We start from the raw sequence: 23,307 nt of genomic DNA on the forward strand, positions 1-23,307 counted from the left end.
GCAAACGCCCGACGGCGCCGCTCACCTTCCCGGTGTGCGGCGCCGTCGGCGTCTGCCCGGCCAATTGGCTTCCCAACCCGGCCCCACCCATAGACTGGGGCTGATCAGTCGTCCCAAGCCCGAAGGTTGGCCCTCGATGCTCCAGGCAGCACGCCACTCCGCAATCCTCGACGCCGTCCAGCGCGAGCGCGTGGTCCGCGTCTCCGAACTGGCCCTGCTGCTGGGCGTCTCCCCCATGACTGTCCGCCGGGACATCGAGGCGCTTGAAGAAACCGGCCGGGTGGAGCGCATCCACGGCGGTGCCAAGCTGCCCGGCGATGCGAGCACCCACGAGCCCGGCTTCGAGCTCAAGTCCACGCAGCTCACGGCCGAAAAGCATGCCATCGCCGTGGAGGCCGCGTCCATGGTCCACGAAGGCATGGCAGTGGGCCTGAGCGCCGGAACCACCACGTGGGCACTGGCCAAGGAACTGGTGGACGGGCCGCGCATCACCGTGGTCACCAACTCCGTCCGGATCGCCGAGCTGTTCCACCACGGCGCGTCCTCGGGCCCGGCCCGCTTCGGCTCAACGGTCATCCTGATCGGCGGCGAGCGCACGCCGTCGGACGCCCTGGTGGGGCCCATCGCCACGTCGTCGCTCAAGCAGCTTCACCTGGATGTGCTGTTCCTGGGCGTCCACGGCATGGATGCCCGCGCCGGTTTCACCACCCCCAACCTCCTGGAAGCCGAGACGGACCGGGCGTTCATGGCCTCGGCCCGGAGCACCGTGGTCCTTGCCGACCACAGCAAATGGGGCATGGCGGGCATCGCCTCGATTGCACCGCTCGAGGAAGCCGACGAACTCATCTCGGACGCCCTGCTAGGCGAGGACGCGCGCAGGATCCTGGGCGAGCGCGTTGGCAAGCTGCGGATCGCGCCCGGCGGGCCCATGTAAGTAGCCTTTGTGTCCCTTGCGGGACGCCCGTTCCGGGCTGAAAATGTGCTTGTGGCCGCCTGCCAACGCCGTGCTTCCATGGTTCGTTGAGGCCGCTAAGTAGCCGGGCGTTGGGGGTCACGTTGTGGGCCCTTCATTGTTCCTTTCATCGAGAACGAGGACTAGATTCCCGTTGTCCCTGGTGATCCCCACGGGCGGCCACTTCGATATTCAGAAGGGCCGCGCCGTGAGGAGATGAGCAGGATCATGCTGGCTGAAACCCAGGATGAGGAACAGATCATTGCCAGGGTCGCCGGGATCGACATTGGCAAGGCCGAACTCGTGTGTTGCGTGCGGGTCCCCGCGGAGGGGAACCGAAAGAAACGGTTGCAGGAGGTGTCCACGCATTCGACCATGACCCGTTCGTTGGCGGACCTGGCCAACCATCTCGTGGACCTGCGCATCGAGCGGGTGGTGATGGAGGCGACCAGCGACTACTGGAAGCCGGTGTTCTACCTCCTCGAGGCGCACGGGCTCGAACCGTGGCTGGTCAACGCCCGCGACGTGAAGCATCTGCCGGGACGTCCCAAAACCGATGTGCTGGATGCGGTGTGGCTGTGCAAGGTCGCCGAACGGCAGATGCTCCGGCCCAGCTTCGTCCCGCCCGCCCCGATCCGCAGGCTCCGGGACCTGACCCGGTACCGGATTGACCTGGTCGGGACCCGGACCGCGGAGAAGAACCGGGTCGAGAAACTCCTCGAGGACGCCTGCATCAAACTCTCCTCGGTGGCCTCGGACACCTTCGGGGTGTCCGGCCGGGAAATGATGGCAGCGCTCATCGCCGGAGAACGCAACCCGGGCGTGCTCGCGCAGCTGGCACGCTCCAGCATGCGCAGGAAGATCAGCGAACTGGAGGAGGCGTTCACCGGCCGCTTCGATGACCACCACGGCTTCCTGCTCGCCCGGATGCTGGCAAGGATTGACGGCATCGACACCGATATCGCCGCGCTCGATGAACAGATCGAGGTCCAGCTGGCCCCTTTCGCCGCGGCGGCCAAACGCCTGGATGAGATCCCGGGCATCGGCCCCATCGCCGCCGCCGTAGTTCTGGCCGAAATCGGGGTCGACATGTCCCGGTTCCCGACCGCGGGGCACCTGTGTTCCTGGGCAAAGTTCTCCCCGGGCATCAACTCCTCCGCAGGCAAGACCAAAGGAAACGGCTCGACCGGGCACGGCAACCGCTATCTCGCCCGGGCCCTTGGCGAGGCCGCCTTCGGAGCCGGCAAGACCAATACCTTCCTGGGCGAACGCTACCGAAGGCTCGTCCGGCGGCGGGGCAAGAAACGCGCCATTGTCGCCATCGGACGTTCCATCCTCGTCATCGTCTGGCACCTCCTGCAGGGCCCGGACACACGGTTCCAGGATCTCGGCGCCGACCACTTCACCCGCCACACCAACCCCGAAACCAGGAAGCACAGCCACATCCGGCAACTCGAGGCCCTCGGCTACACCGTCACCCTGACCCCTGCCGCCTGACTCCAACATTCCCCGTCCACCGAGGGCTGCCTTTCGCCCCCGGATGCCCAAACACGCGCGCCAACGAACGCACATCACCTCATTTTCGGACTAGCAGTAACTGTCGTTTTGAAGGTTCATAACGACACCTGCTGCTACCTAGTTGGGCAGGCCCGGCAACAGTCAGGGGCAGCCGCAGGACTGCCGCACGATCAACTCCGTGGGGAAGATCCGGTGCTGCAGTTCCCCGCCCCGGCCCTCGCCGATGAGGGCCCGCACGGCCGACTCCGCCATGACCCGCACCGGCTGCGCCACGGTGGTCAGGGCGGGCCACGTGTACTCGGACTCGGTGGATCCATCGAAGGAAACCATGGCGATGTCGCCCGGCACCGACAGGCCGGCCTCGTGGATGGCCCGGAGGATGCCGACAGCCTGCATGTCGGAGCTGGCAAAAATGGCGGTGGGCCGGTTCACGGACGCCAGCAACCGCTTGCCGGCGGCATAGCCACCGGCGCGGTCAAACTCGCTGCGGGCCGTGGGGCCCTCCGGCAGGCCGGCATCACGCAGCGCGTTCAGCCAGCCGACCTCACGGCCATCGAGTTCGTTGCCCACATTGATGCCGATGGCCAGGCCGATGTTCTTGTGGCCGTGCGCGATCAAGTGTTCGACGGCGATCCGCGCCCCGGCTTCGAGGTCGACGCCCACGCTGTTGAACCCCGGGGACGCCGCTGCGTGGTTGAGCAGCACCGAGGGAATCTCCGAGGACTCCAGATCGGCCAGCTCGGGTTCAAAGACACAGCTGGCCAGGACCACGCCGTCCACCTGCCGGGCGGCGAGGTTGCGGATGTTGCGCTTTTCCTTGGCCAAGCTGCCGTCGGAGTTGGCCAGCACCATGCCGTAGCCGAGCTCCGCCGCGGCGTCCTCCACGGCATGCGCCAAAAGTGCGAAGAAGGGGTTGCCGCTGTCCGGAACCACCAGCCCGATGGTTTCACTGGAGCCCAGTTTCAGCGCCCGCGCGGCAGCGTTGGGCCGGTAGCCCAGGATGCTGATGGCGTCGCGGACCTTGGCTTCCGTGGCAGGCGCCACGTTCTTAGGCCCTCCGTTGACCACATAACTGACGACGGCGGTGCTCACCCCGGCGTACCGGGCCACGTCCTTGCGCGTCACGGGTCCACGCGGGGTGTGCACTGCCGAAGTAGTCATGGAGATCATGCTAACTACAAAGACTCCGGGGCATCGCCGAAGTCGCGGATGGGCAGCCGCTCGCCGCCGCGCAGGGCGGACTCGTGCGCCACCACGCCGGGCAAGGTGAAGCGGGCCGCTACCCAGGCGTTGACCGGTGGGACGCTGCCGGTGTTGACGGCCGTGACGAAGTCGTCCACCAGGAACTGGTGGCTGCCCTCGTGCCCGGTGGGGGCTCCTTCGAATTCGGCGGGCAGCCGGCCGGCGTCGTGCACCGGAGCGAGGCCAGAGATGAAGGCGGTGCGAAGTTCGGGCGCCACATCCGCCAGGGACGGATCATCGGCGGACATGCTCGGCCTGGTCTCCACCTGGGCGGAGACGTCCAGCACGCCCTTCTTGTCCTGCCACAGCGTGGTGGTGGCCAGCTGCTCGAAGCTCGCCTCGGTGCCGAAGAAGCGGAAGCGCGATTCGCGGATGTGCGAGGGGTAGCCCACGCGGCGCATCTCGTTGGTACGCATCACGCCGCCGTCGTTCATTTCGAACAACGCCGTGGCGTTGGAGAAGTCGTTGCCGAACATGCTGACGTCTTTGTCGAAGACTCCGTCGCCGCGATCGTCCTTGACGCCGATGCAGCTGACGCTGACGGCATGGCCGGGGACGGCGCCCAGTACGCCGCCGATGGCGTGCGTGGGGTACAGCATGGGCGGGTAGCTGGCTGTGGCCTTCCAGTTTTCGCCGCCGCTGTACTGGTAGGCCTCGTAGAAGCCCAGGTCCATGTCGTGGACGTAGTCGCCCTCGGTGTAGAAGATGCGGCCGAATTTGCCGGCGGCGTGCTGCTTGCGGGCGTAGACGGTGGCCGGGTTGTAGTAGCTGGTCTCGCCCATGGCATAGACAAGTTTGGTTTCGCGGACGGCGTCGATGATGCGCGAGATTTCCTCCTCGGAAATCGCCATCGGCACGGCGGAGTACACGTGCTTTCCGGCCCGCAGCGCCCGTTCCACCAGGGGTCCATGCGTCCAACGCTGGGTGAAGATCGCGACGGCGTCCACCTTCGAGGCGAGCAGCTCATCGAAACTGTCCATCACGCCGTCGAGCCCCCAGCGCTGCTGCGCCGAGGCGGCACGCTCCGGCAGCTCATCCACTACGTAAACCTCGCTGACGCCGGGGTGGAGCTTGAACAGATGCGCGAACTGGCCGCCGAACTGGCCGACACCCACCACGCCTATTGAAAACACCATTGTTTGTCCTTCATGATCGCTGGTTCTCGGAACGAATCGAGTCTTCCACTGGGATCTACTCGAGTCAATCAAAACGAAAGAAGTCCAAGATAACCGAACAAAATTGCACACAAGGTCTTGACGCCTCCGAATCTACTCGTGTAGATTCAAGTCCAGTTGTTACCCACATCACAGTCAGGAAAGGGTCGAAGATGACCACCCTTACCAAACATTCAGGCCAGGCCGCTCGGTCACCGCGGCCCAAGGCCGGGAAAGGCGAAAAGCAGAGCCTGGCCCGCCGGTTCGGCGACCTGAAGATCGCACTGTTCTTCATCGCTCCGGCGATGATCGGATTGATCCTCTTCTACCTCGTGCCGACCATCCGGGGCATCTACCTCAGCTTCACCGAGTACAGCATCCTGGGCGACCCGGAATGGATCGGGGCCAGGAACTACGAACGCATAGCCAAGGATCCGCTGTTCTGGAACGCCCTGGGGGTCACCTCTGAATACGTGGTGATCAACATCGTCCTTCAGACGGCGTTGGCCCTGGGCCTGGCACTTCTGATGCAGCGCGTGGCAAAGTCCACCCTCGTCCGGGGTGCGCTCCTGATGCCCTATCTGATGGCAAACGTCATCGCTGCCCTGCTGTGGTTCTGGATGCTTGACTACCAGATCGGCATCATCAACCAAATCATCGAATGGACCGGGCTGCCCCGGGTGGCCTTCTTCGGCAGCGAGCAATGGGCTATCCCCACCCAGGCACTCATCAACACTTGGCGGCACATGGGCTACACGGCACTCCTGATCTTCGCCGGCCTGCAGGCTATCCCCCACAGCGTCTACGAGGCAGCCAGCATCGACGGTTCCAAGGCCGCGAGCACCTTCTGGCGGATCACCCTGCCGCTGCTGCGCCCCGTCCTGGTGCTGGTCCTCGTGGTGACCGTGATCGGTTCCTTCCAGGTCTTCGACACCGTTGCCGTCACCACCGCCGGCGGACCTGTCAATGCGACCCGCGTGCTGCAGTTCTACATCTACCAGCGCGCCTTCAATGAACAGGACTTCGGCTACGGATCAGCCCTGGCCGTCATCCTCTTCCTCATCCTCGCCATCGTGGCATTCATCCAGATGAAGTTCCTGCGCGGCAACCAGTCGGACCTGGACTAAGGACACCCCATGAGCACTCTCGCCTCCCCCAAGACCGGCGCCCGCCGTCGTCCCTTCTCCGGTCCCTTCAACTGGCGCCGCGCCATAGCGTTGACCCTCCTCGCCCTGGCCGTCGCCGTCAGCATCCTGCCCTTCTACTGGGTGCTGCGCACAGCCCTGTCCACCAACGGCTCCCTCGCCGCGAACTCCGCCAACCTGCTGCCGGCTGACTTCAACCTGGGCGCCTTCAAGCGGGTCTTTGGCCTGCAAAGCGCCTCCGAAGCCATCGCAGAAGGCGGCTCCGGGGCCTCGATCAATTTCTGGCAGTACCTGTGGAACTCGCTGCTCTTCTCCGGCATCACCACCGCCTGCGCCGTGTTCTTCAGCTCGATGGCCGCCTATGCCTTCTCCCGGCTGCGATGGAAGGGCCGCGACGCGGTCTTCTCCCTGTTCCTGGCCACCATGCTCGTGCCGCCGATCTTCACCGCACTGCCCAACTTCCTGCTCATCAAGAACCTGGGCCTGCTGAACTCCATGCTCGGACTCGTGCTGCCCTACCTGTTCATGACCCCGTTCGCGATCTTCTTCATGCGCCAGTTCTTCCTGAACATGTCCAGGGAGGTCGAAGAGGCGGCCATGCTCGACGGCGCCAAGCACTGGCGGATCTTCTTCCAGATCGTCATGCCCAACGCCGCCGCGCCGATCGCGACCCTCGCGCTGCTGACCTTCATGGGCCAGTGGAACGAATATTTCTGGCCCCTGCTCGTGGGCACCTCCGAGGAATCCCGCGTTCTCACCGTGGGACTGGGAGTCTTCAAGTCCCAGTCCCCGCAAGGCGCGCCGGACTGGTCCGGGCTCATGGCCGCCACACTCGTGTCCGCCACGCCCGTGCTGATCCTCTTCGCCATCTTCGGCAAACGGATCGTCAACTCCATCGGCTTCAACGGCACCAAATAGCTTTCTCCACCGCCCTCCCGCGGGAACCGGCACATGCCCGGCCCGCATCCCCATCCCGTCCTGAAAGGACCAACCATGATGAACAAGAAGGCATTCGGCGCCGTCGCCGTAGCAGCGGCCGCCGCTCTCGCCCTGTCCGCCTGCTCGGGCGGAAGCGCCGGAGGAGATACTGCCAAAGGCGAGATCAGCTACTGGCTCTGGGACGCCAACCAGCTCCCCGCCTACCAGCAGTGCGCCGCGGACTTCACCAAGGCCAACCCGGACATCACCGTCAAGATCACCCAGACCGGTTGGGATGACTACTGGTCCAAGATCACCAACGGCATGGCCTCCGGCACCGCACCGGACGTCTTCACCGACCACCTTTCCAAGTACCCGGACTTCCTCAAGACCAAGCAGCTGGTGGCCCTTGACGACGCCGTCACCAAGGACAAGGTGGACCTTGCGCAGTACAACGAGGGCCTCGCCGACCTTTGGGTGGGCCAGGACGGCAAGCGCTACGGCCTGCCCAAGGACTGGGACACCATCGCACTGTTCTACAACCAGAAGATGGCCACCGACGCCGGCATCACCCCTGAACAGATGGGTTCCCTGAGCTGGAACCCGCAGGACGGCGGAAGCTACGAGAAGGCGATCGCCCGCCTCACCGTGGACAAGAACGGCAAGCGCGGCGACGAAGCGGGTTTCGACAAGAACAACGTTGCCGTCTACGGCCTGGGCCTGCCGGGCTCCGATGCCGAGAACGCCGGCCAGACGCAGTGGAGCTACCTGTCCGCCACCACGGGCTGGACCACCACGGACAAGAACCCCTGGGGCACCCACTTCAACTACGATGACAAGAAGCTCCAGGAGACCATCGACTGGTGGGCCTCGCTCGCTGCGAAGGGCTACATGCCCAAGCTTGAAACCACCGTTGGCGCCAACGCTGCAGACAGCTTCGGTGCAGGGAAAGCTGCGATCAACAGCAACGGTTCCTGGATGATCGGCCAGTACACAGGCTACAAGGGCATCAACGTCGGCATCGCCCCCACCCCCCAGGGCCCCGACGGCAAGCGCGCCTCCATGTTCAACGGCCTGGCCGATTCCATCTGGGCCGGCACCAAGAAGAAGGACGCCGCCATCAAGTGGGTCGAGTACCTCGGCTCCGCCGCCTGCCAGGACGTCGTCGCATCCAAGGCCGTCGTGTTCCCGGCCATCTCCACCTCCTCCGAGAAGGCCGCTGACGCCTTCAAGGCCAAGAACGTGGACGTCACCGCCTTCACCCAGCACGTGAAGGACAAGACCACCTTCATGCTTCCGATCACGGACAACGCCTCCAAGGTTGCGGGAATCATGAAGCCGGCCATGGACGCGGTGCTCGCCGGCAAGTCCCCGGCCAGCTCCCTGACCGCCGCCAATGAACAGGTCAACGCCCTGTTCGCGAAGTAGGCCTGGATCCCCACGGGGAACCCCTGACAGGTCCGGGCGCCGCTTGCTCCTCGGTGGCGGCGCCCGGACCCCTTTTTTACAATCAGCAACCACCACTGAAAGCGAACCCTATGCGCCCCCTCCACCTCCGATCCGCCGGCACCAGCCTGGTGATGAGTTTCAGCAGCGGAGAGGCCGAGGTCATTCATTGGGGCGCCGATCTAGGCAGCACCCTTCCGGACCTGGCCATCCTAGGCGAACCGATCCCGCACTCCGCCATCGATGCCACGGTCCCCTCCGGGCTCCTCCCGCAGGGCTCCTCTTCCTGGCAGGGCCGCCCGGGCCTGCGCGGCCACCGGATCGCCGACGGCGTGCCCGGTCTCGACTTCTCCCTCCGCCTGCGCGTCGTTGACGCCACCGCGGACGGCACCACCGCCGTCGTCACCCAATCGGATCCCGACGCCGGGATCACCGTGACCTCGCACCTCACCTTGCACCCGGGCGGGCTGCTGGAACTGCGGCACACGGCCAGCAACCACGGCACCTCACCGTTCCAGCTCGACGAACTCGCCACGATGCTCCCGGTGGCGCCGGACGCCGTCGAGCTCCTGGACCTGACCGGGCGCTGGTGCCGCGAGCGCCACCCGCAGCGCCGCGCCATCCAGCAGGGAACCTGGGTCCGCACCGGCCGGCACGGCCGCACCGGGCACGACTCGTCTCTCCTTCTCGCTGCCGGGACGGCCGGCTTCGGCAACCGCCACGGCAAGGTCTGGGCCACGCACCTGGCGTGGAGCGGCAACCACGAACAGTTCGCGGACAATGTGGCGGACGGCCGCACCATGATCGGCGGCTCGGAGCTCCTGGGCTCGGCCGAGGTGGTGCTGCAGCCCGGCGAGGGCTACACCACGCCGGCCCTGTTCGCGGCCTATTCGGAGCGCGGCCTGGACGGCATCAGCGAGGCGTTCTACAGCTGGTTCCGCGCCCGCCCGCACCACGTCCTCCCCGCCGCTGCCGCCGGCACCGCCGGCAAGCCGCGCCCGGTGGTGCTCAACACCTGGGAAGCCGTGTATTTCGACCACAAGCTGGACACCCTGATCGAGCTGGCCGAGTCCGCCGCGGAGCTCGGCGTCGAACGCTTTGTGCTCGACGACGGCTGGTTCCGTGGGCGCCGCGACGACCACGCCGGGCTGGGCGACTGGTACGTGGACGAGACGCTGTGGCCGGAAGGCCTCACCCCGCTGATCGACGCCGTGACATCCCGCGGCATGGAGTTCGGGCTGTGGGTGGAGCCGGAAATGGTGAACCTCGACTCGGACATCGCGCGCGCCCACCCGGACTGGATCGTGGGCCCGTCTGCCGTGTCGCCCAAGGACGGCGGGCGGCTGGCACTCGAGTGGCGCAACCAGCACATCGTTGACCTGGTCAACCCGGAAGCATGGCAGTACATCTTCGACCGCATCGATGCGCTGCTGCGCGAAAACAACATCAGCTACCTGAAGTGGGACCAGAACCGCGACCTGCTGGAGCACGGCCACGGCGGCCGGGCCTCGGTCCACGAACAGACCCTCGCCGCCTACCGGCTCTTCGACGAGCTCCGCAAGGCCCACCCCGGAGTCGAGATTGAAAGCTGCTCCTCCGGCGGCGCGCGTGTGGACCTGGGCATCCTGGAGCGCACGGACCGGATCTGGGGCTCGGACTGCAACGACGCCCTGGAACGGCAGACCATCCAGCGCTGGACCGGGCTGGTGGTCCCCCCGGAGCTGGTCGGAGGGCACATCGGACCCACCACCTCGCACACCACGGCCCGCACCCACGACCTTTCCTTCCGCGCCATTACGGCCCTGTTCGGGCACTTCGGCATGGAATGGGATGTCCGCGGGGTCCGCGGCGCCGAGCGCGTCGAGCTCAAGCGCTTCATCGCCCTCTACAAGGAGCACCGGGAGCTCATCCACTCCGGCACCATGGTGCGCGCGGACCTGCCGGACGAGTCGCTGATGCTGCACGGTGTGGTTTCTGCAACCCCCGACGGCGGTGTCCCGGCGGGTGCCACGGCGGCGCTGTTTGCGCTGGTCAGGACCCGGACGGCCTTCGCGGAGCAGCCCGGACGGGTGACCGTGCCCGGGCTGGATCCCGAGCGCAACTACCGTGTGGAGGCCATCTTCCCGGCCCCCGGCGACGCCGACTACGCCCGCACCCACACCCAGGTGCAGCCTCCGGCCTGGCTCGCGGGCGGGGCAGAGGCCACGGGACGTTTCCTGGCCCAGGTGGGCCTGCCGATGCCGGTCCTCAACCCGGAACACGCCATCCTGCTGCGCTTCACGGCACTCTAGCTGAAGCTCCCGGGAACGTTGCGGGGCCCGCACTGGGTGCTGTGGAAACCATCCACGCACGCAGGGCGGGCCCCGCATTTTTCGTTATTACGCCCCACCGCGCGCGGTCCGGGGCCTCCGGGCGACGCCGCGCTCCTTGGGTTTTCCTAGCCCACGCTCAGGCCACCGGGCTGCATTGTGTAAAGAACGCGCGGCCGGCCCCGCACCGGCTATAGATTGGGAGGCATGACTGAAGCCTCCCCCACCACCGAAGCCGGCCGCGGAACCATCCTCGTTATCAACGGCCCCAACCTGAACCTGCTGGGCACCCGCGAGCCGGAAAAGTACGGCACGTCCACGCTCGCCGACGTCGAACAGCTGGCCATGGACGCGGCCGGGGCGCACGGCTTCACCGTGGACTGCGTCCAGTCCAACCACGAGGGCGACCTCCTGGACGCCATCCACGCCGCACGGACCACCGCCGTGGGGATCGTCATCAACGCCGGAGCCTACACGCACACGTCCGTGGCACTGCGCGACGCCCTGGCGGCCGTTCAGCTGCCCGCCGTCGAGGTCCACATCACCAATGTGCACCAGCGCGAGGAATTCCGGCACAACTCCTACCTGTCCCCCGTGTGCGCGGCCGTGATCGTGGGCGCAGGCGTGCTCGGCTACAGGCTGGCCATCGAGTACCTGGCCGAAACGCTCTAGGAACCAACGAGCGTCAGGCGGGCCTATTTCCGCGTGCCGCTACTTCTGGGTGCACTGTCCCGAGGACACCGGAGCGCTGAGGCCGGGCGCCTGGGCGGCCACGGGGCCGAGGTCTTCCATGGTGAGGGCGAAGCCAAGGGCAGCGTCCGTGGTGGTCTTGGCGAAGATCACGCCGGCCACCGCGCCGTCCGTGGTCAGCAGCGGCCCGCCGGAGTTGCCCGGCTGGACGTCGCCGGCCAGCCGGTAGACGAGTTCCGGGGCGGGGTTGCCACCGTAGATGTCCGGGACCATCAGCGTCGAAATATCCTGCACCGTGGCGGGTTTGGACTGGAACGGACCGCCGTGCGGGTAACCGGCAAAGGCCGCGGGGCTGCCCGGGCCGAGGTCCGGGCTCAGGGACAGCGGCGCCGTGGGAAGTCCGTCCACGGCCAGGACCGCCAGGTCATGCTGGCTGTCGAAGTACACCACGCGGCCTGGAAGCGCCCCGCCGTCGAGAATCTCCACCACCGGCTGGGACACGCCGGCCACGACATGCGCGTTGGTGACCACGCGGCCGGGCGAGACCACGAATCCGGAGCCGGTCTGGTTCTGGCCGCACTGGAAGGCCGTGCCGGCGATCTTCAGGACCGAGCGGGCAGCGTTGTTCAAGGCCGGGGTGTCCGTGCTGGCGTCCGGAACCGGAACCGGCGCCACGGGGCCGATGCCCTCAATGAGCTTCGGAATGCCGTTGCCGATCACTGTGGACCGGAGCTGCGCCATGGTGGTCTTGACGGGTGTGGGGGTGAGCGCGTCAATGAACCTGATGACCTTGGATTCGCCCAGCTGCTGGGACACGAACGGCACGCCGAGCGAGCTGATGCTGAACGCCAGCATGGACATCACCAGGGCGGCAACAACCACGCTGACGGCGCCGCCCACCAGGCGGTCCACACCGTGCAGGGGCTTGATCTTCACCGCTCCGCGGACCTTGTGACCGATCATCGTTCCCAGGCCATGGCCAAGGGCCACGAGCACGACGGCGGAACCGATGGTGGCGGTGAGCCTCCAGCCGCTGTCGCTGACCCAGCCACTCACCAGCGGCACGGCCATGAAGGCCGCGACTGCGCCCGCAGCGAAACCGGCGATGCCGCCGAGGGTCACCAGGAAACCGTTGCGCAGGCCATAGATCAGGTAGGAGACCAGCATCAGAACCAACGCCAAGTCCAGGATGGTCAAGCCAAACACCATTGCTCCTCACAGCCGGGTAAGCCCCAATTGTAGAGGCGTGATCTGACAATGAGCCGGGAGGGCCGGCCCGCAGGGCCCTCCGGGACGGTCCTGGGACGGCCCCACGGCGGCCCTTCCGTGTGATTTAGGGCGTTTCAGGTGCCAAGTACGTCACAGAAGCGCCAAAATTCTGAAACAATGGCTGAAGCGCCACGACCGAAACTTACTCAGGAGACTTTTATGGACATCGAGGTATTGCGCCGCGCACCCCTCTTCGCCACCCTAGACGACGACGCCTTCCGCCTGCTGACGGACGAACTCACCGAGGTGGACCTTTCACGTGGAGCCTCCGTGTTCCGTGAAGGTGACCAGGGTGACCAGCTGTACTTCATCGTGTCCGGCAAGGTGAAGCTCGGCCGCACGTCCCCCGACGGCCGCGAGTCCCTGCTGGCCATCCTCGGCCCGGGCGAGCTCTTCGGCGAAATGGCCCTGTTCGATCCCAGCCCCCGCACCGCCACGGCCACCGCCGTGTCCGAGACCCGCCTGGCCGGCCTGCGCAACGAGAGCCTCAACGCCCTGCTGCGCACGCGCCCCGAGGTCTCCGCCCAGCTGCTGCAGGCCCTGGCCCGCCGCCTGCGCCGCACCAACGACTCCCTGTCCGACCTCGTGTTCTCGGACGTCCCCGGCCGCGTGGCCAAGGCCCTCCTGGACCTGGCAGACCGCTTCGGCCGCCCGGCAACCGACGGCGTCCTGGTGGCCCACGAGCTCACCCAGGAAGAACTGGCCCAGCTGGTGGGCGCTTCCCGCGAAACCGTGAACAAGGCCCTGGCCGAGTTCGTGCAGCGCGGCTGGCTCCGCCTGGAAGCCCGCGCCGTGGTCATCCTGGACATGCAGCGCCTCCGCCAGCGCTCCCGCTAAGCCAAGCAAGAAAGCCGCTCCGGTTCTGAACCGGAGCGGCTTTCTGTTGCCTTCTTTGTGGTCACCTGAGACGCAGACAGCGGCCCTTCGCCGTCGCTTAGACACGGTGCATAGGGGCACCTACGGTCGCCGGGCGACCTCCGGCACCCGATGCACCGCGATGCGCTCCTTCGCGAAGGACCGCGGTCTGCTTGCGAGTCGGACAGTCAGGGACTGAAGTCCGGCGTCCGGCAGCGTGCGTCTAAGCGAGGAACGAGCGAGCACGCCGAGGACGGCGGACTTCAGTCCTCGGGGTAGCCGCTCAGCGCTCGCGCTGGGGCTCTCCGGCGACCGTCTTGGCCGCCTCGACTTCGAGCATCAGGATCCCGCCTTCGTCGACGAGCTTCGGCTGGTACACGTGGGCCTTGCGCTTGTAGCTGAGGTAGGCGATGCAGCCGTTGGCCGCGGCCATCTTCTCGAGCATGATCTCGGAACCTGGCACCAGCAGCTGGCCGAGGTTCAGCCCCATCGTGTTTTCCTGTGCCACCTCGTCGCCCAAGGCCGGAGTGTCGCGCAGGTCGATGGCCTGTTTGGCACAGACCCACCGGCCCCAGACGCCCTTGCTCTCCAGGAGGCTGGGCTGCTGGTTGATCGGCACGGTGGCGGCGAAGTAGCGGGTGTTGAAGCGGCGGTGCGTAAAGTCCGGGCTGAGCCAGTTGACCAGCGGCTTGAGCAGGTCGGTCCGCACGGACAGACCGCGCTTGGCCAAGACGTCCGTGAACGACTTCTCCTGTGCGGCGACGGCCTCGCGGGCCTTCATCCATTCGTGCGTGGACGTCGCTTCCACCGTGGAGGACTGGTCCGTCCCGGCCAGCAACACGCCGGTTTCCTCGAACAGCTCGCGGATGGCGCCCACCACGTGGCGGCGGGCGAGCCCGACGTCGGCGGTCCCCAGCGCCTCGGCCCAATGCTGCGGCGAGGGGCCCAGCCAGCCGACGGCGTCGTCGTCGGACGCCTCCAGGGAGCCGCCCGGGAACGCGAGGACGCCCAACGGCGAGGAGCCGGGCCGGTAGCCCAGCCACGTCTCCAGGCCGGTGGGCGAGTCCCTCAACAGGACAACAGAAGATGCATAGCGGGCGGCCCTGGGGGTCCGCTCACCGAGTTGAAGCCAGTTTTGCGCCGCACCTTCCAGTTCAGGAGGGAGGACAAACAGGCGCCGGGCAAGCTGAGGCAATTGAGTGAACCGGTTCCTTAGCTGAATTCAGCGATCAGTTCGACCTCTACGGGAGAGTCGAGCGGAAGAACCGACACGCCGACGGCGGAACGGGCGTGCTGCCCGGCCTCACCGAAGACCTGGCCGAGGAGTTCGGACGCACCGTTGATGACGCCCGGCTGGCCCGTGAAGGAAGGATCGGAGGACACGAAGCCCACCACCTTGACGATGCGCGTGATGCGGTCGAGGTCGCCGATGACGCTCTTGATGGCGGCCAGCGCGTTGATGGCGCAGACGGCGGCGTAGGCCTTGGCGTCCTCAGGGGACACGGTGGGCTCGTCGGACGTGCCCTCGGTGCCAGTGGAAACCTTGCCCGAAGCTTCGAGTTTGCCGTTAATAAACGGCAGCTGCCCGGAGGTGTAAACGTGGTTGCCGGAGATGACCGCCGGCACGTAGGCGGCCACGGGTGCGGCCACCGCCGGAAGGGTCAGTCCGAGCTCGGCAAGACGCTGCTCGACGGCGGAGGCCGGAGCTGCGGATTCCGCGGCAGCAGTGGTTTCTGCGGGGGTTGTCATGGTTACTGCTTCTCCCTTTTCAGGTATGCAACGAGGCCTTTTCCGTCCGGTCCGGTGACGACCTGAACCAGCTCCCAGCCGTCTTCACCCCACTGGTCCAGGATCTGCTTTGTGGCGTGGATAATGAGCGGAATCGTCGCGTACTCCCATTTGGTCATGACAGAAAGACTAGCCCTTGCCGGTAAAGTGGAAAACATGGCGACTCGTAAGAACCCCATATTCGACACTGCCACAACCCTCGGAAAGATCTTCGGTTTCCTTGGTGTGAGCGCAATTTGTGGCGTCCTGGTGGCCGGCCTGCTGGTTCCGGCTGCCGCCGTCTCGGGCAGTGCCGCGAGCGGTTCCATCCAGTTCTTTGACACGCTTCCGGCGGAGCTCCAGGTGGACCCGCCGAGCCAGAACACCACCATTCTGGCGGCGGATGGCAGCAAGATCGCCTCGATCTACATGGAGAACCGCACCAAGGTTCCGTTGGACCAGATGAGCCCGTACATCAAGGACGCGGTCATCGCCATCGAGGACAGCCGCTTCTACGATCACGGCGGCATCGACACCACCGGCATCATGCGCGCGATCGTCAGCACGGCCCGCGGCAACAAGCAGGGCGCCTCCACCATCACGCAGCAGTACGTCAACAACGTCATCAACGAGTCCCTGGTGGCCGAAGGCAAGGAAGCCGACGTCCAGCTCAACGGCAGCAAGAGCGTGGGCACCAAGCTGCGTGAAATGAAGCTCGCGATCGCCCTGGAGAAGCAGTTCTCCAAGGAGCAGATCCTCGAGGGTTACCTCAACATCGTCTTCTTCAACACGGACGCCTACGGCATCGAAGCCGCAGCCAGGCTGTTCTTCAGCACCACGGCCAAGGACCTCACGCTGCCCCAGGCGGCCCTCCTTGCCGGCGTGGTCAACAGCCCGTCCTACTACGATCCCATCACCAACCCGGACCACGCCAAGCAGCGGCGCGACCTCGTCCTGGGCGCCATGCTGACGCAGGGCAAGATCCAGCAGGCCGACTACGATGCCGCAGTGGCCACGCCGGTCACCACGCAGGTCACCAGGCCGCGGCAAGGTTGCGCCTACGCCACCATGGCACCGTACTTCTGCGACTACGTGCTGCACCTGCTGTTCAACAACCCGGCCTACGGCGCCACGCAGGACGAGCGCACCAAGCGCATCATGCGCGGCGGCATGACCATCACCACCACCCTGGATCCGAACGCCCAGAACGTTGCCCAGCAGCAGGTTGACGGCTCCACCGGCGCCAACCCGGACAAGTGGGGTGCTGCCCTGGTCTCGGTCCAGCCGAACACCGGCAAGATCGTCGCCATGGCGCAGAACACCGTGTGGCTGCCGCAAGAGGGCAAGTTCGACCAGACGCAGAACTTCAACGTCGACGTGATGGACGCGAACGGCAACGACCTCAACGGCATCGGCGGTTTCCAGCCCGGCTCCACCATGAAGCCCTTCACGTTCGCCGAGTGGCTGAACGAGGGCAAGTCGATGAACACCAACATCAACGCCGCCACCCGGCGCTATTCGCCGACCTTCCCGTGGCGGAACACCTGCCCTGAGCCCACCGTCGGCTGGTATGACGGCTCGGTTGCCGGCAGCTTCGACCTGCAGAACTCTGACGAGGGCTACTACCGGAACATGACCGTGCTGTACGGCCTCATGAACTCCATCAACACCGCCACCTTCGCCTCGGCCTCCCAGGTTGACCTCTGCGGCATCCAGAAGATCGTGGACGCCACCGGCATCCACGCCGGCAACCCGGCCAAGAACCCGGACACCGGCGCAGTCATCCTCGACGCGTCCGGGGCTGTCGACGATCCGAACCCCAAGGTCAAGATGACCACCCTGGCCAACCTGATCGGTTCCACGCAGACCGCTCCGCTGACCATGGCCAGCGCCTTCGCAACGTTCGCCAATGACGGCAAGTACTGCGAGCCGATCGCCATCACCGCCGTCACGGACCAGTCCGGCGCCACGCTGCCGGCCCAGTCGTCCAGCTGCCGCGACGCCGTCAAGCCCGAGGTCGCACGCGGCGTTGCCTACGCCATGCAGGAAGTCCTCAACGGCGGTTCCGGTTCCTTGATCCGGCCGGCACTGAGCACCAAGAACAACTTCCCGGTGGCTGCCAAGACCGGTACCAACGACAACAACAGCTCCACCTGGGTTGTCGGCTACACCACCGGCCTGGCCACGGCCACGTGGTTCGGTGACCCCCTGGGCAACCAGCAGCGCTTCGGCCGCAACCTCACGGTCAACGGCACCTTCTACAAGAGCATCGACGGTTACATGATCGCCGGCCCGCAGTTCACCAGGTTCATGTCCGCCATTGCCCCGGCGTACGGCACCAACCCGTTCCCGGCACCTCCGGCGAACCTGCTCGGCACGCCCACCACCACAAAGCCCGCGACGCCCAGCCCGGCGCCGTCCACCGCGCCCACCACGCCCGGGAACGGCGAGAAGAAGAACGGCTAGAAGGCCTGTGAGCGTCACGAACACCTTGGCAAGCCGCGTCCGGAGCATCGGGCGCGGCTTCGCCGTTACCGCGGCCCTGGGGGCTACTGCGGGGGCGGCGGCCGCCGCCTACGGCCTGTGGGAGAAGGAGCAGTTCGGCGTCCGCGAGGAGTCCCTGCCGATCCTGCCGGAGGGCTCGGCCCCGTTCCGCGTGCTGCACCTGAGCGACATCCACTTTGTACCCGGCCAGCACCGGAAGGCCGCCTGGCTCGAGTCCCTGGCCGGGCTTCAGCCGGACCTTGTGGTCAACACGGGCGACAACCTCAGCCACGCACATGCCATCGATCCTCTGCTGGCTGCCCTGCGTCCGCTGCTGGAGTTCCCGGGCGTCTTCGTGCCGGGCTCCAACGACTACTTCGCACCGCGCCTCAAGAACCCGGCAACGTATTTCCTGGGCCCGTCCAAGCTCAAGCGGGATGCACAGGCGCTGGACTGGCCGCGGCTGCGCTCCGGCTTCGGCATGTCCGGCTGGGTGGATCTCACCAACCGCTGCCAGTCCGTGGTCCATAACGGCATTCGCTTCGACTTCTCCGGCGTCGACGATCCGCACCTCAACCGGGAACGCTACGCCGGCTGGCCGCGCGGCACAGCGGACCAGGATTCACGTCCGCACCTTCGCGTCGCCGCCATCCACGCGCCCTACCAGCGCGTCCTGGACCACTTCACAGAGGACGCCGCGGACCTCATCCTGGCCGGCCACACCCATGGCGGGCAGATCTGCATCCCCGGCTACGGCGCCCTCGTCTCCAACTGCGATCTCCCCACCTGGCGGGCCAAGGGCCTGCACGATTGGGAAAGCAAGGGACGCACGACGCCGGTCAACGTCTCGGGCGGGATCGGCACCTCACGCTTCGCCCCGGTCCGCATCGCGTGCCGGCCCGAGGCCGTGCTGCTGACGCTGACCGCCCGCGCGTAGGACTCTCCAACGCCCTACGTTTCCCGGCGCCCGACTCTGATTACGAAACGCAATATCTGGTAGAACATTTCACCGACGCCGCTATGCCCTGTGAACCCCGTCACCCCATGGCATAGGGTAGTTGCTACGGGAAACTACCTCCGCACCGTCTGAAGATCCAGCTGTTGAGAAGCGGGCATGTCCAAGCAAACATCATTCTTCACCTCCGTCGGCCGCCTCTACCCTCATGTGCGGCCCATCCTCCCCCGGCTGTTCATGGGCCTTGTCTGCGCCCTGCTGGCCAGCATCGTGGCCCTGGCCATCCCGCAGGTGCTGCGGGTCCTGATCAACGATTCGCTCCGCCCCGGCGGTGCCACGGACGCCGTCTGGGCCGCCGCCGTCGTGATCCTCCTCCTCGGCCTCGCCGAGGCAGGCCTGGTGGCGCTGCGCCGCCAGTTCGTCATCAACCCGGCCACCACGGTGGAAACCAGGATGCGCGTCTCGCTCTACGGCCACCTGCAGGACCTCACCGTGTCCTTCCACGACCGCTGGGGTTCCGGGCAGCTGCTCTCGCGCGCCATGAGCGATCTCGCGTTCCTGCGCCGCTGGATGGCCTTCGGCGCCATCATGCTGGTGGTCACCACCCTGACCGTGGCGATCGGCGTGGTGGTGATGTTCTCCATGAGCTGGCAGCTGGCGCTGATCTTCCTCGCCGCCGCCGTGCCGATCATGGTCTACTCGTTCCGTTTCCGCCGCCGCTTCAGCCAGGTGGCGCGGCTCAGCCAGGACCAGGCCGGCGACCTGGCTACCACGGTGGAGGAATCCGTCCACGGCATCCGCGTGCTCAAGGCCTTCGGCCGCAGCCGCGAAGCGCTGGAGAACTTCAACGGGCAGGCCGAGGAACTGCGGCAGACAGAAATCACCAAGGCCAAGCAGCAGGCCAGCTTCACGCTGGTGGTGACGCTGCTGCCGGAACTCGCGCTCGGCGTCGGGCTGGTGGTGGGCATCATGCTCGCGGCCAGCGGACAGCTGAGCATCGGCGCGCTGGTGGCGTTCTTCGCCACGGCGGCCGTAGTGGCGGCGCCGGTCGAATTCTCCGGCATGCTCCTGGCCATGGCCCTCACCGCCAAGACCGCCCTGGACCGGCATTTCGAGGTCATGGACTCCGCCAACACCATCACCAGCCCGGAGCTTCCCGCGCGGCCCGCGGCTGTGCAGGGCGCCCTGAGCTTCAACGGCGCCGGATTCGGCTTCGACGACGGCGGCCGGCTGCTGGAGGACATCACCCTGGACATCCGGCCGGGCGAGACCATGGCCCTGGTGGGCATCACGGGCAGCGGCAAGAGTGCGCTCCTGCAGCTTGTCCCCCGCCTGTACGACGTCACGGAGGGTTCCGTGACCATCGACGGCACCGACGTCCGCGACTTCGCCCTGGATGAGCTCCGCACCGTTGTGGCGGTCGCGTTCGAGGACACCACGCTGTTCTCCAGTTCGGTCCGGGACAATGTGCTGCTCGGCGCCCCGGACCCCAGCGACGCCGCCCTGGACGAGGCGCTCGACGTCGCCCAGGCGCACTTCGCGTACTCGCTGCCCGACGGAGTGGACACCTTGATCGGAGAGGAGGGCCTCAGCCTGTCCGGCGGCCAGCGCCAGCGCATCGCCCTGGCCCGGGCCATCGCGGCCAAGCCCAAGGTGCTGGTCCTGGACGATCCGCTGTCCGCGCTGGACGTCAACACCGAGGAACTGGTCGAGGCCCGGCTCCGCGTGGTGCTGCGGGACACCACCACGCTGATCGTGGCGCACCGGCCCTCCACCGTGGCTCTCGCGGACCGCGTGGCCCTGCTCGAGGACGGCAGGATCAGCGCCGTCGGGACCCACACGGAACTGCTGGCCGGGAACGACCATTACCGCTATGTGATCGCCAGCCTGGACACGGACCCCAAGGACCTGGACAGTGATCTCGACACCGAGCTGCACGAGCTGGAAGCCGACGCCAAGGAGGCCCGCCGATGAGCACGACCGCATTCGGAACCGCCGATGAAGACAACGCCCACCTCACCCGCGCGGACAGCAAAGCCGTACGACGCCGGTCGCTCGCCCTGCTGGCCTCGCTGATCCGCCCCGTGCGGCTGAGGTTCTGGCTGACCATCGGCATGGTGGTGGTCTCGCAGCTCACCCGCGTGGCCGGGCCCGCCCTGATCGCCTTCGGCATAGACCATGCCCTGCCCGCGCTCCAGGCCGGCGACAACGCGCCGCTGGTCCTCGGCGGCGTGCTATACCTGGCGGCGGCCATCGCCACCGCCGCCACCACGGCCCTGTATGTGACCTCCACGGCGCGCCTGAGCCAGGCCATGCTGCTGGACCTGCGGCTCCGGGTCTTCCGCCACACCCAGCGGCTGAGCCTGGAGTTCCACGAAAAGTACACCTCCGGGCGCATCATCGCCCGGCAGACCTCGGACCTTGAGGCCCTGCGCGAGCTGCTCGATTCCGGCGTGAGCTCCCTGGCCTCCGGGCTGCTGTTCATGGTGTTCACCGCCGTCACGGTGTTCATCCTGGACTGGCGCACCGGGTTGGTCATGCTCTGCGCCGGCGTCCCCATGTTCTTCCTGGCCCGCTGGTACCAGAAGCATTCCCAGATCGCCTTCCGCGAGTCCCGGGTGGTCTCGGCGCGGCTGATCGTCCACTTCGTGGAGACCATGACCGGCATCCGCGCCGTGAAGGCCTTCCGCAAGGAACGCGAAAACGCCGCGCGCTACGGGCAGCTCTCGGAGGACTACCGGAAGAACACGGTCCGGTCCATCAACCTCAACGGCGTCTTCCAGCCGGGGCTGGTGCTGATCGGCAACGTGTGCGTGGCCGTGGTGCTCCTGCTGGGCGGCTTCCGGGTGCTCTCCGGCGGGCTGGCCGTGGGCGTGCTGCTGGCCCTCATCCTGTCCACCAAGCGCTTCTTCCAGCCGGTGGACCAGATGGCCATGTTCTACAACTCCTTCCAGAGCGCCCAGGCGGCGCTGGAGAAGGTCTCGGGGCTGCTGCAGGAGGTTCCCACCGTGCGCCCGCCCAGGAACCCCGTGGCCCTCAGGAATCCGCGGGGCAAGATCGAATTCCGCGGCGTCGAGTTCGGCTACGGTGACGGCCGCCTGGTGGTCCCGCACCTGGACCTGCACATCCCGGCAGGCCAGACCGTGGCCCTGGTGGGCCAGACGGGCGCCGGCAAGTCGACGCTCGCCAAGCTCGTGGCCCGCTTCTACGATGTCACCTCGGGTTCCCTGGCGCTCGACGGCGTGGACCTGCGGCAACTCTCGACGACGGACCTGCGCCGCGCGGTGGTGATGGTCACCCAAGAGGCGTTCCTGTTCAGCGGTTCCGTGGCGGACAACATCGCCCTCGGCCGGCCGGAGGCATCGCGTGAGGAGATCGAGGCCGCCGCCCGCGCCGTGGGCGCCCACGAGTTCATCTCGGCGCTGCCCGAAGGCTACGACACGGACGTCAACAAGCGCGGCGGCCGGGTTTCCGCCGGCCAGCGGCAACTGATCGGCTTTGCCCGGGCGTTCCTGGCGGCTCCGGCGGTGCTGATCCTGGACGAGGCGACGTCCTCCCTGGACATCCCCTCGGAGCGGATGGTCCAGTCCGGCCTGGCGAGGCTTCTGGAGGGCTCCGCCTCCTCCGACGCCGGGCGCACGGCCATCATCATCGCGCACCGCCTCTCCACGGTGGAGACGGCGGATAGGGTCCTGGTGGTGCACGACGGCCGCGTGGTGGAGGACGGCACGCCGGCGGAACTGATCAGCGGCGGGGGCAGGTTCGCCCGGCTGCACGGGGCCTGGCGCGATTCACTCGTCTGAGGGATGGCGCCGGCGGGCCGGATGTGAGCAGCGACACTCTCCTCGATTTCGCATCACGGGCCGTTTCAGCTATTCTTGAACAGTTGCTTTCGCAGCGGATCGGGATGTAGCGCAGCTTGGTAGCGCGCTTCGTTCGGGACGAAGAGGTCGCAGGTTCAAATCCTGTCATCCCGACCAAAGAAAGAGGGTCTTCCATTTTGGAAGGCCCTCTTTTGCATGCCCTGTGAGGTCAGGGGCCACCGTGGGCCCACCCTTCGCACGGCCGGCTGGCCACGGTTGTCCAGGGCCACCGGTCAAGGACCCCCAGCCACAGAACCCCATGTCAAGCGGATCTGACAAGCCCGTCGAGCATGAAGAAACCCCAGGACATTGCTTGTCAATGTCCTGGGGTTTCTTTCAAAACTTGTAATTCATCCGGTCCGCCTCTGTGGAGGCAACCCCGGGGAATTGCTTACATCGGGTCCGGCCAGTTACCGATCCCGGAGTTGGTGGAGCTCATCGGGTCCGGCCAGTTGCCGATGGCGCTGCTGGAGCGCATGGGATCAGGCCAGTTGCCAATGGCATTGCTGACCCGCATGGGATCAGGCCAGTTGCCGATAGCAACCACACTGCTGACAACATTTGCGACGGGGGCTGCGGACACAACGGCCGGAGCCGCCGCGGAGAATGCAAGCGCGCCAGCCAAGGCGACGGACGCTGCGATCTTCTTGAACATGATTTTCCTCAATGCGAGTCGGATTCGTTACTGAAAGTGGCGCGGTCCCTGTTGACATACATTGTAAAATGTTTTCCACAGGGAC

Annotated in this window: 19 protein-coding genes and 1 tRNA gene; 13 read left to right on the plus strand and 7 right to left on the minus strand. The window is 66.6% G+C overall.

Annotated elements, in window-relative coordinates:
* Positions 1-136 precede the first annotated feature (136 nt).
* Both NVV90_RS16775 and NVV90_RS16780 read left to right on the plus strand, forming a co-directional pair.
* Positions 137-934: a DeoR/GlpR family DNA-binding transcription regulator gene (locus tag NVV90_RS16775; RefSeq protein WP_258438380.1), complete on the plus strand. Its 798-nt coding sequence runs from the start codon at positions 137-139 to the stop codon at positions 932-934.
* A gap of 246 nt (positions 935-1,180) precedes the next feature.
* The gene (locus tag NVV90_RS16780; protein WP_258437945.1) at positions 1,181-2,449 is read left to right on the plus strand and encodes an IS110 family transposase; all 1,269 of its coding nucleotides are present in this window, start codon (positions 1,181-1,183) and stop codon (positions 2,447-2,449) included.
* 162 nt (positions 2,450-2,611) lie between these two features.
* Here NVV90_RS16780 and NVV90_RS16785 read toward each other — a convergent pair whose 3' ends face one another.
* Positions 2,612-3,631, minus strand: coding sequence for a LacI family DNA-binding transcriptional regulator (locus tag NVV90_RS16785; RefSeq protein ID WP_258438381.1), 1,020 nt, complete (start codon positions 3,629-3,631; stop codon positions 2,612-2,614).
* 14 nt (positions 3,632-3,645) lie between these two features.
* Positions 3,646-4,848: a Gfo/Idh/MocA family protein gene (locus NVV90_RS16790; protein ID WP_258438382.1), complete on the minus strand. Its 1,203-nt coding sequence runs from the start codon at positions 4,846-4,848 to the stop codon at positions 3,646-3,648.
* 191 nt (positions 4,849-5,039) lie between these two features.
* Here NVV90_RS16790 and NVV90_RS16795 point away from each other — a divergent pair, with 191 nt between their 5' ends.
* The 5 genes from NVV90_RS16795 (at position 5,040) to aroQ (ending at position 11,356) form a co-directional block, all read left to right on the plus strand.
* Positions 5,040-5,993, plus strand: a complete 954-nt coding sequence (locus NVV90_RS16795) for a carbohydrate ABC transporter permease (protein ID WP_258438383.1) — start codon at positions 5,040-5,042, stop codon at positions 5,991-5,993.
* A gap of 9 nt (positions 5,994-6,002) precedes the next feature.
* Positions 6,003-6,929, plus strand: coding sequence for a carbohydrate ABC transporter permease (locus NVV90_RS16800; protein ID WP_258438384.1), 927 nt, complete (start codon positions 6,003-6,005; stop codon positions 6,927-6,929).
* Between the two features lie 75 nt (positions 6,930-7,004).
* Positions 7,005-8,357, plus strand: a complete 1,353-nt coding sequence (locus tag NVV90_RS16805; RefSeq protein ID WP_258438385.1) for a sugar ABC transporter substrate-binding protein — start codon at positions 7,005-7,007, stop codon at positions 8,355-8,357.
* A gap of 110 nt (positions 8,358-8,467) precedes the next feature.
* Positions 8,468-10,666, plus strand: coding sequence for an alpha-galactosidase (locus NVV90_RS16810; RefSeq protein WP_258438386.1), 2,199 nt, complete (start codon positions 8,468-8,470; stop codon positions 10,664-10,666).
* 225 nt (positions 10,667-10,891) lie between these two features.
* The gene (gene aroQ, locus NVV90_RS16815) at positions 10,892-11,356 is read left to right on the plus strand and encodes a type II 3-dehydroquinate dehydratase (RefSeq protein ID WP_258438387.1); all 465 of its coding nucleotides are present in this window, start codon (positions 10,892-10,894) and stop codon (positions 11,354-11,356) included.
* Between the two features lie 39 nt (positions 11,357-11,395).
* Here aroQ and NVV90_RS16820 read toward each other — a convergent pair whose 3' ends face one another.
* Entirely contained in the window at positions 11,396-12,580 is a 1,185-nt protein-coding gene (locus tag NVV90_RS16820) for a MarP family serine protease (RefSeq protein WP_258441219.1), read from the minus strand.
* Positions 12,581-12,802: 222 nt separating this feature from the next.
* Between NVV90_RS16820 and NVV90_RS16825 the strand changes: the two genes are divergently transcribed.
* Positions 12,803-13,480, plus strand: a complete 678-nt coding sequence (locus NVV90_RS16825; RefSeq protein WP_207617697.1) for a Crp/Fnr family transcriptional regulator — start codon at positions 12,803-12,805, stop codon at positions 13,478-13,480.
* Between the two features lie 301 nt (positions 13,481-13,781).
* Here NVV90_RS16825 and NVV90_RS16830 read toward each other — a convergent pair whose 3' ends face one another.
* From NVV90_RS16830 to NVV90_RS16840, 3 genes are read right to left on the minus strand one after another with little or no spacing between them, the layout of a single operon-like run.
* Positions 13,782-14,693: an NUDIX hydrolase gene (locus tag NVV90_RS16830; protein ID WP_258438388.1), complete on the minus strand. Its 912-nt coding sequence runs from the start codon at positions 14,691-14,693 to the stop codon at positions 13,782-13,784.
* A 17-nt stretch (positions 14,694-14,710) separates the two neighbouring features.
* Complete coding sequence (locus tag NVV90_RS16835) at positions 14,711-15,247, minus strand: RidA family protein (protein WP_258438389.1); 537 nt, start codon at positions 15,245-15,247, stop codon at positions 14,711-14,713.
* 2 nt (positions 15,248-15,249) lie between these two features.
* The gene (locus NVV90_RS16840) at positions 15,250-15,405 is read right to left on the minus strand and encodes a DUF4177 domain-containing protein (RefSeq protein ID WP_207617701.1); all 156 of its coding nucleotides are present in this window, start codon (positions 15,403-15,405) and stop codon (positions 15,250-15,252) included.
* A 37-nt stretch (positions 15,406-15,442) separates the two neighbouring features.
* On the opposite strand from NVV90_RS16840, the gene NVV90_RS16845 reads away from it, so the two are divergent.
* The 5 genes from NVV90_RS16845 to NVV90_RS16865 all read left to right on the plus strand — a co-directional run bounded on the left by NVV90_RS16845 (position 15,443) and on the right by NVV90_RS16865 (position 22,684).
* Positions 15,443-17,731, plus strand: coding sequence for a transglycosylase domain-containing protein (locus NVV90_RS16845; protein ID WP_258438390.1), 2,289 nt, complete (start codon positions 15,443-15,445; stop codon positions 17,729-17,731).
* A gap of 7 nt (positions 17,732-17,738) precedes the next feature.
* Complete coding sequence (locus tag NVV90_RS16850; RefSeq protein ID WP_258438391.1) at positions 17,739-18,686, plus strand: metallophosphoesterase; 948 nt, start codon at positions 17,739-17,741, stop codon at positions 18,684-18,686.
* Between the two features lie 177 nt (positions 18,687-18,863).
* The gene (locus tag NVV90_RS16855) at positions 18,864-20,678 is read left to right on the plus strand and encodes an ABC transporter ATP-binding protein (protein WP_258438392.1); all 1,815 of its coding nucleotides are present in this window, start codon (positions 18,864-18,866) and stop codon (positions 20,676-20,678) included.
* Complete coding sequence (locus tag NVV90_RS16860) at positions 20,675-22,507, plus strand: ABC transporter ATP-binding protein (RefSeq protein WP_258438393.1); 1,833 nt, start codon at positions 20,675-20,677, stop codon at positions 22,505-22,507. The genes NVV90_RS16855 and NVV90_RS16860 overlap by 4 nt, the downstream gene beginning before the upstream one ends.
* Positions 22,508-22,607: 100 nt before the next feature.
* Positions 22,608-22,684, plus strand: a tRNA-Pro gene (locus NVV90_RS16865).
* Positions 22,685-22,958: 274 nt separating this feature from the next.
* On the opposite strand, the gene NVV90_RS16870 is transcribed toward NVV90_RS16865, so the two are convergent.
* Positions 22,959-23,222, minus strand: a complete 264-nt coding sequence (locus tag NVV90_RS16870) for a hypothetical protein (RefSeq protein ID WP_258438394.1) — start codon at positions 23,220-23,222, stop codon at positions 22,959-22,961.
* Positions 23,223-23,307 lie beyond the last annotated feature (85 nt).

The organism is Arthrobacter sp. CJ23 (genome assembly GCF_024741795.1).
Taxonomy (GTDB): Bacteria; Actinomycetota; Actinomycetes; order Actinomycetales; family Micrococcaceae; genus Arthrobacter.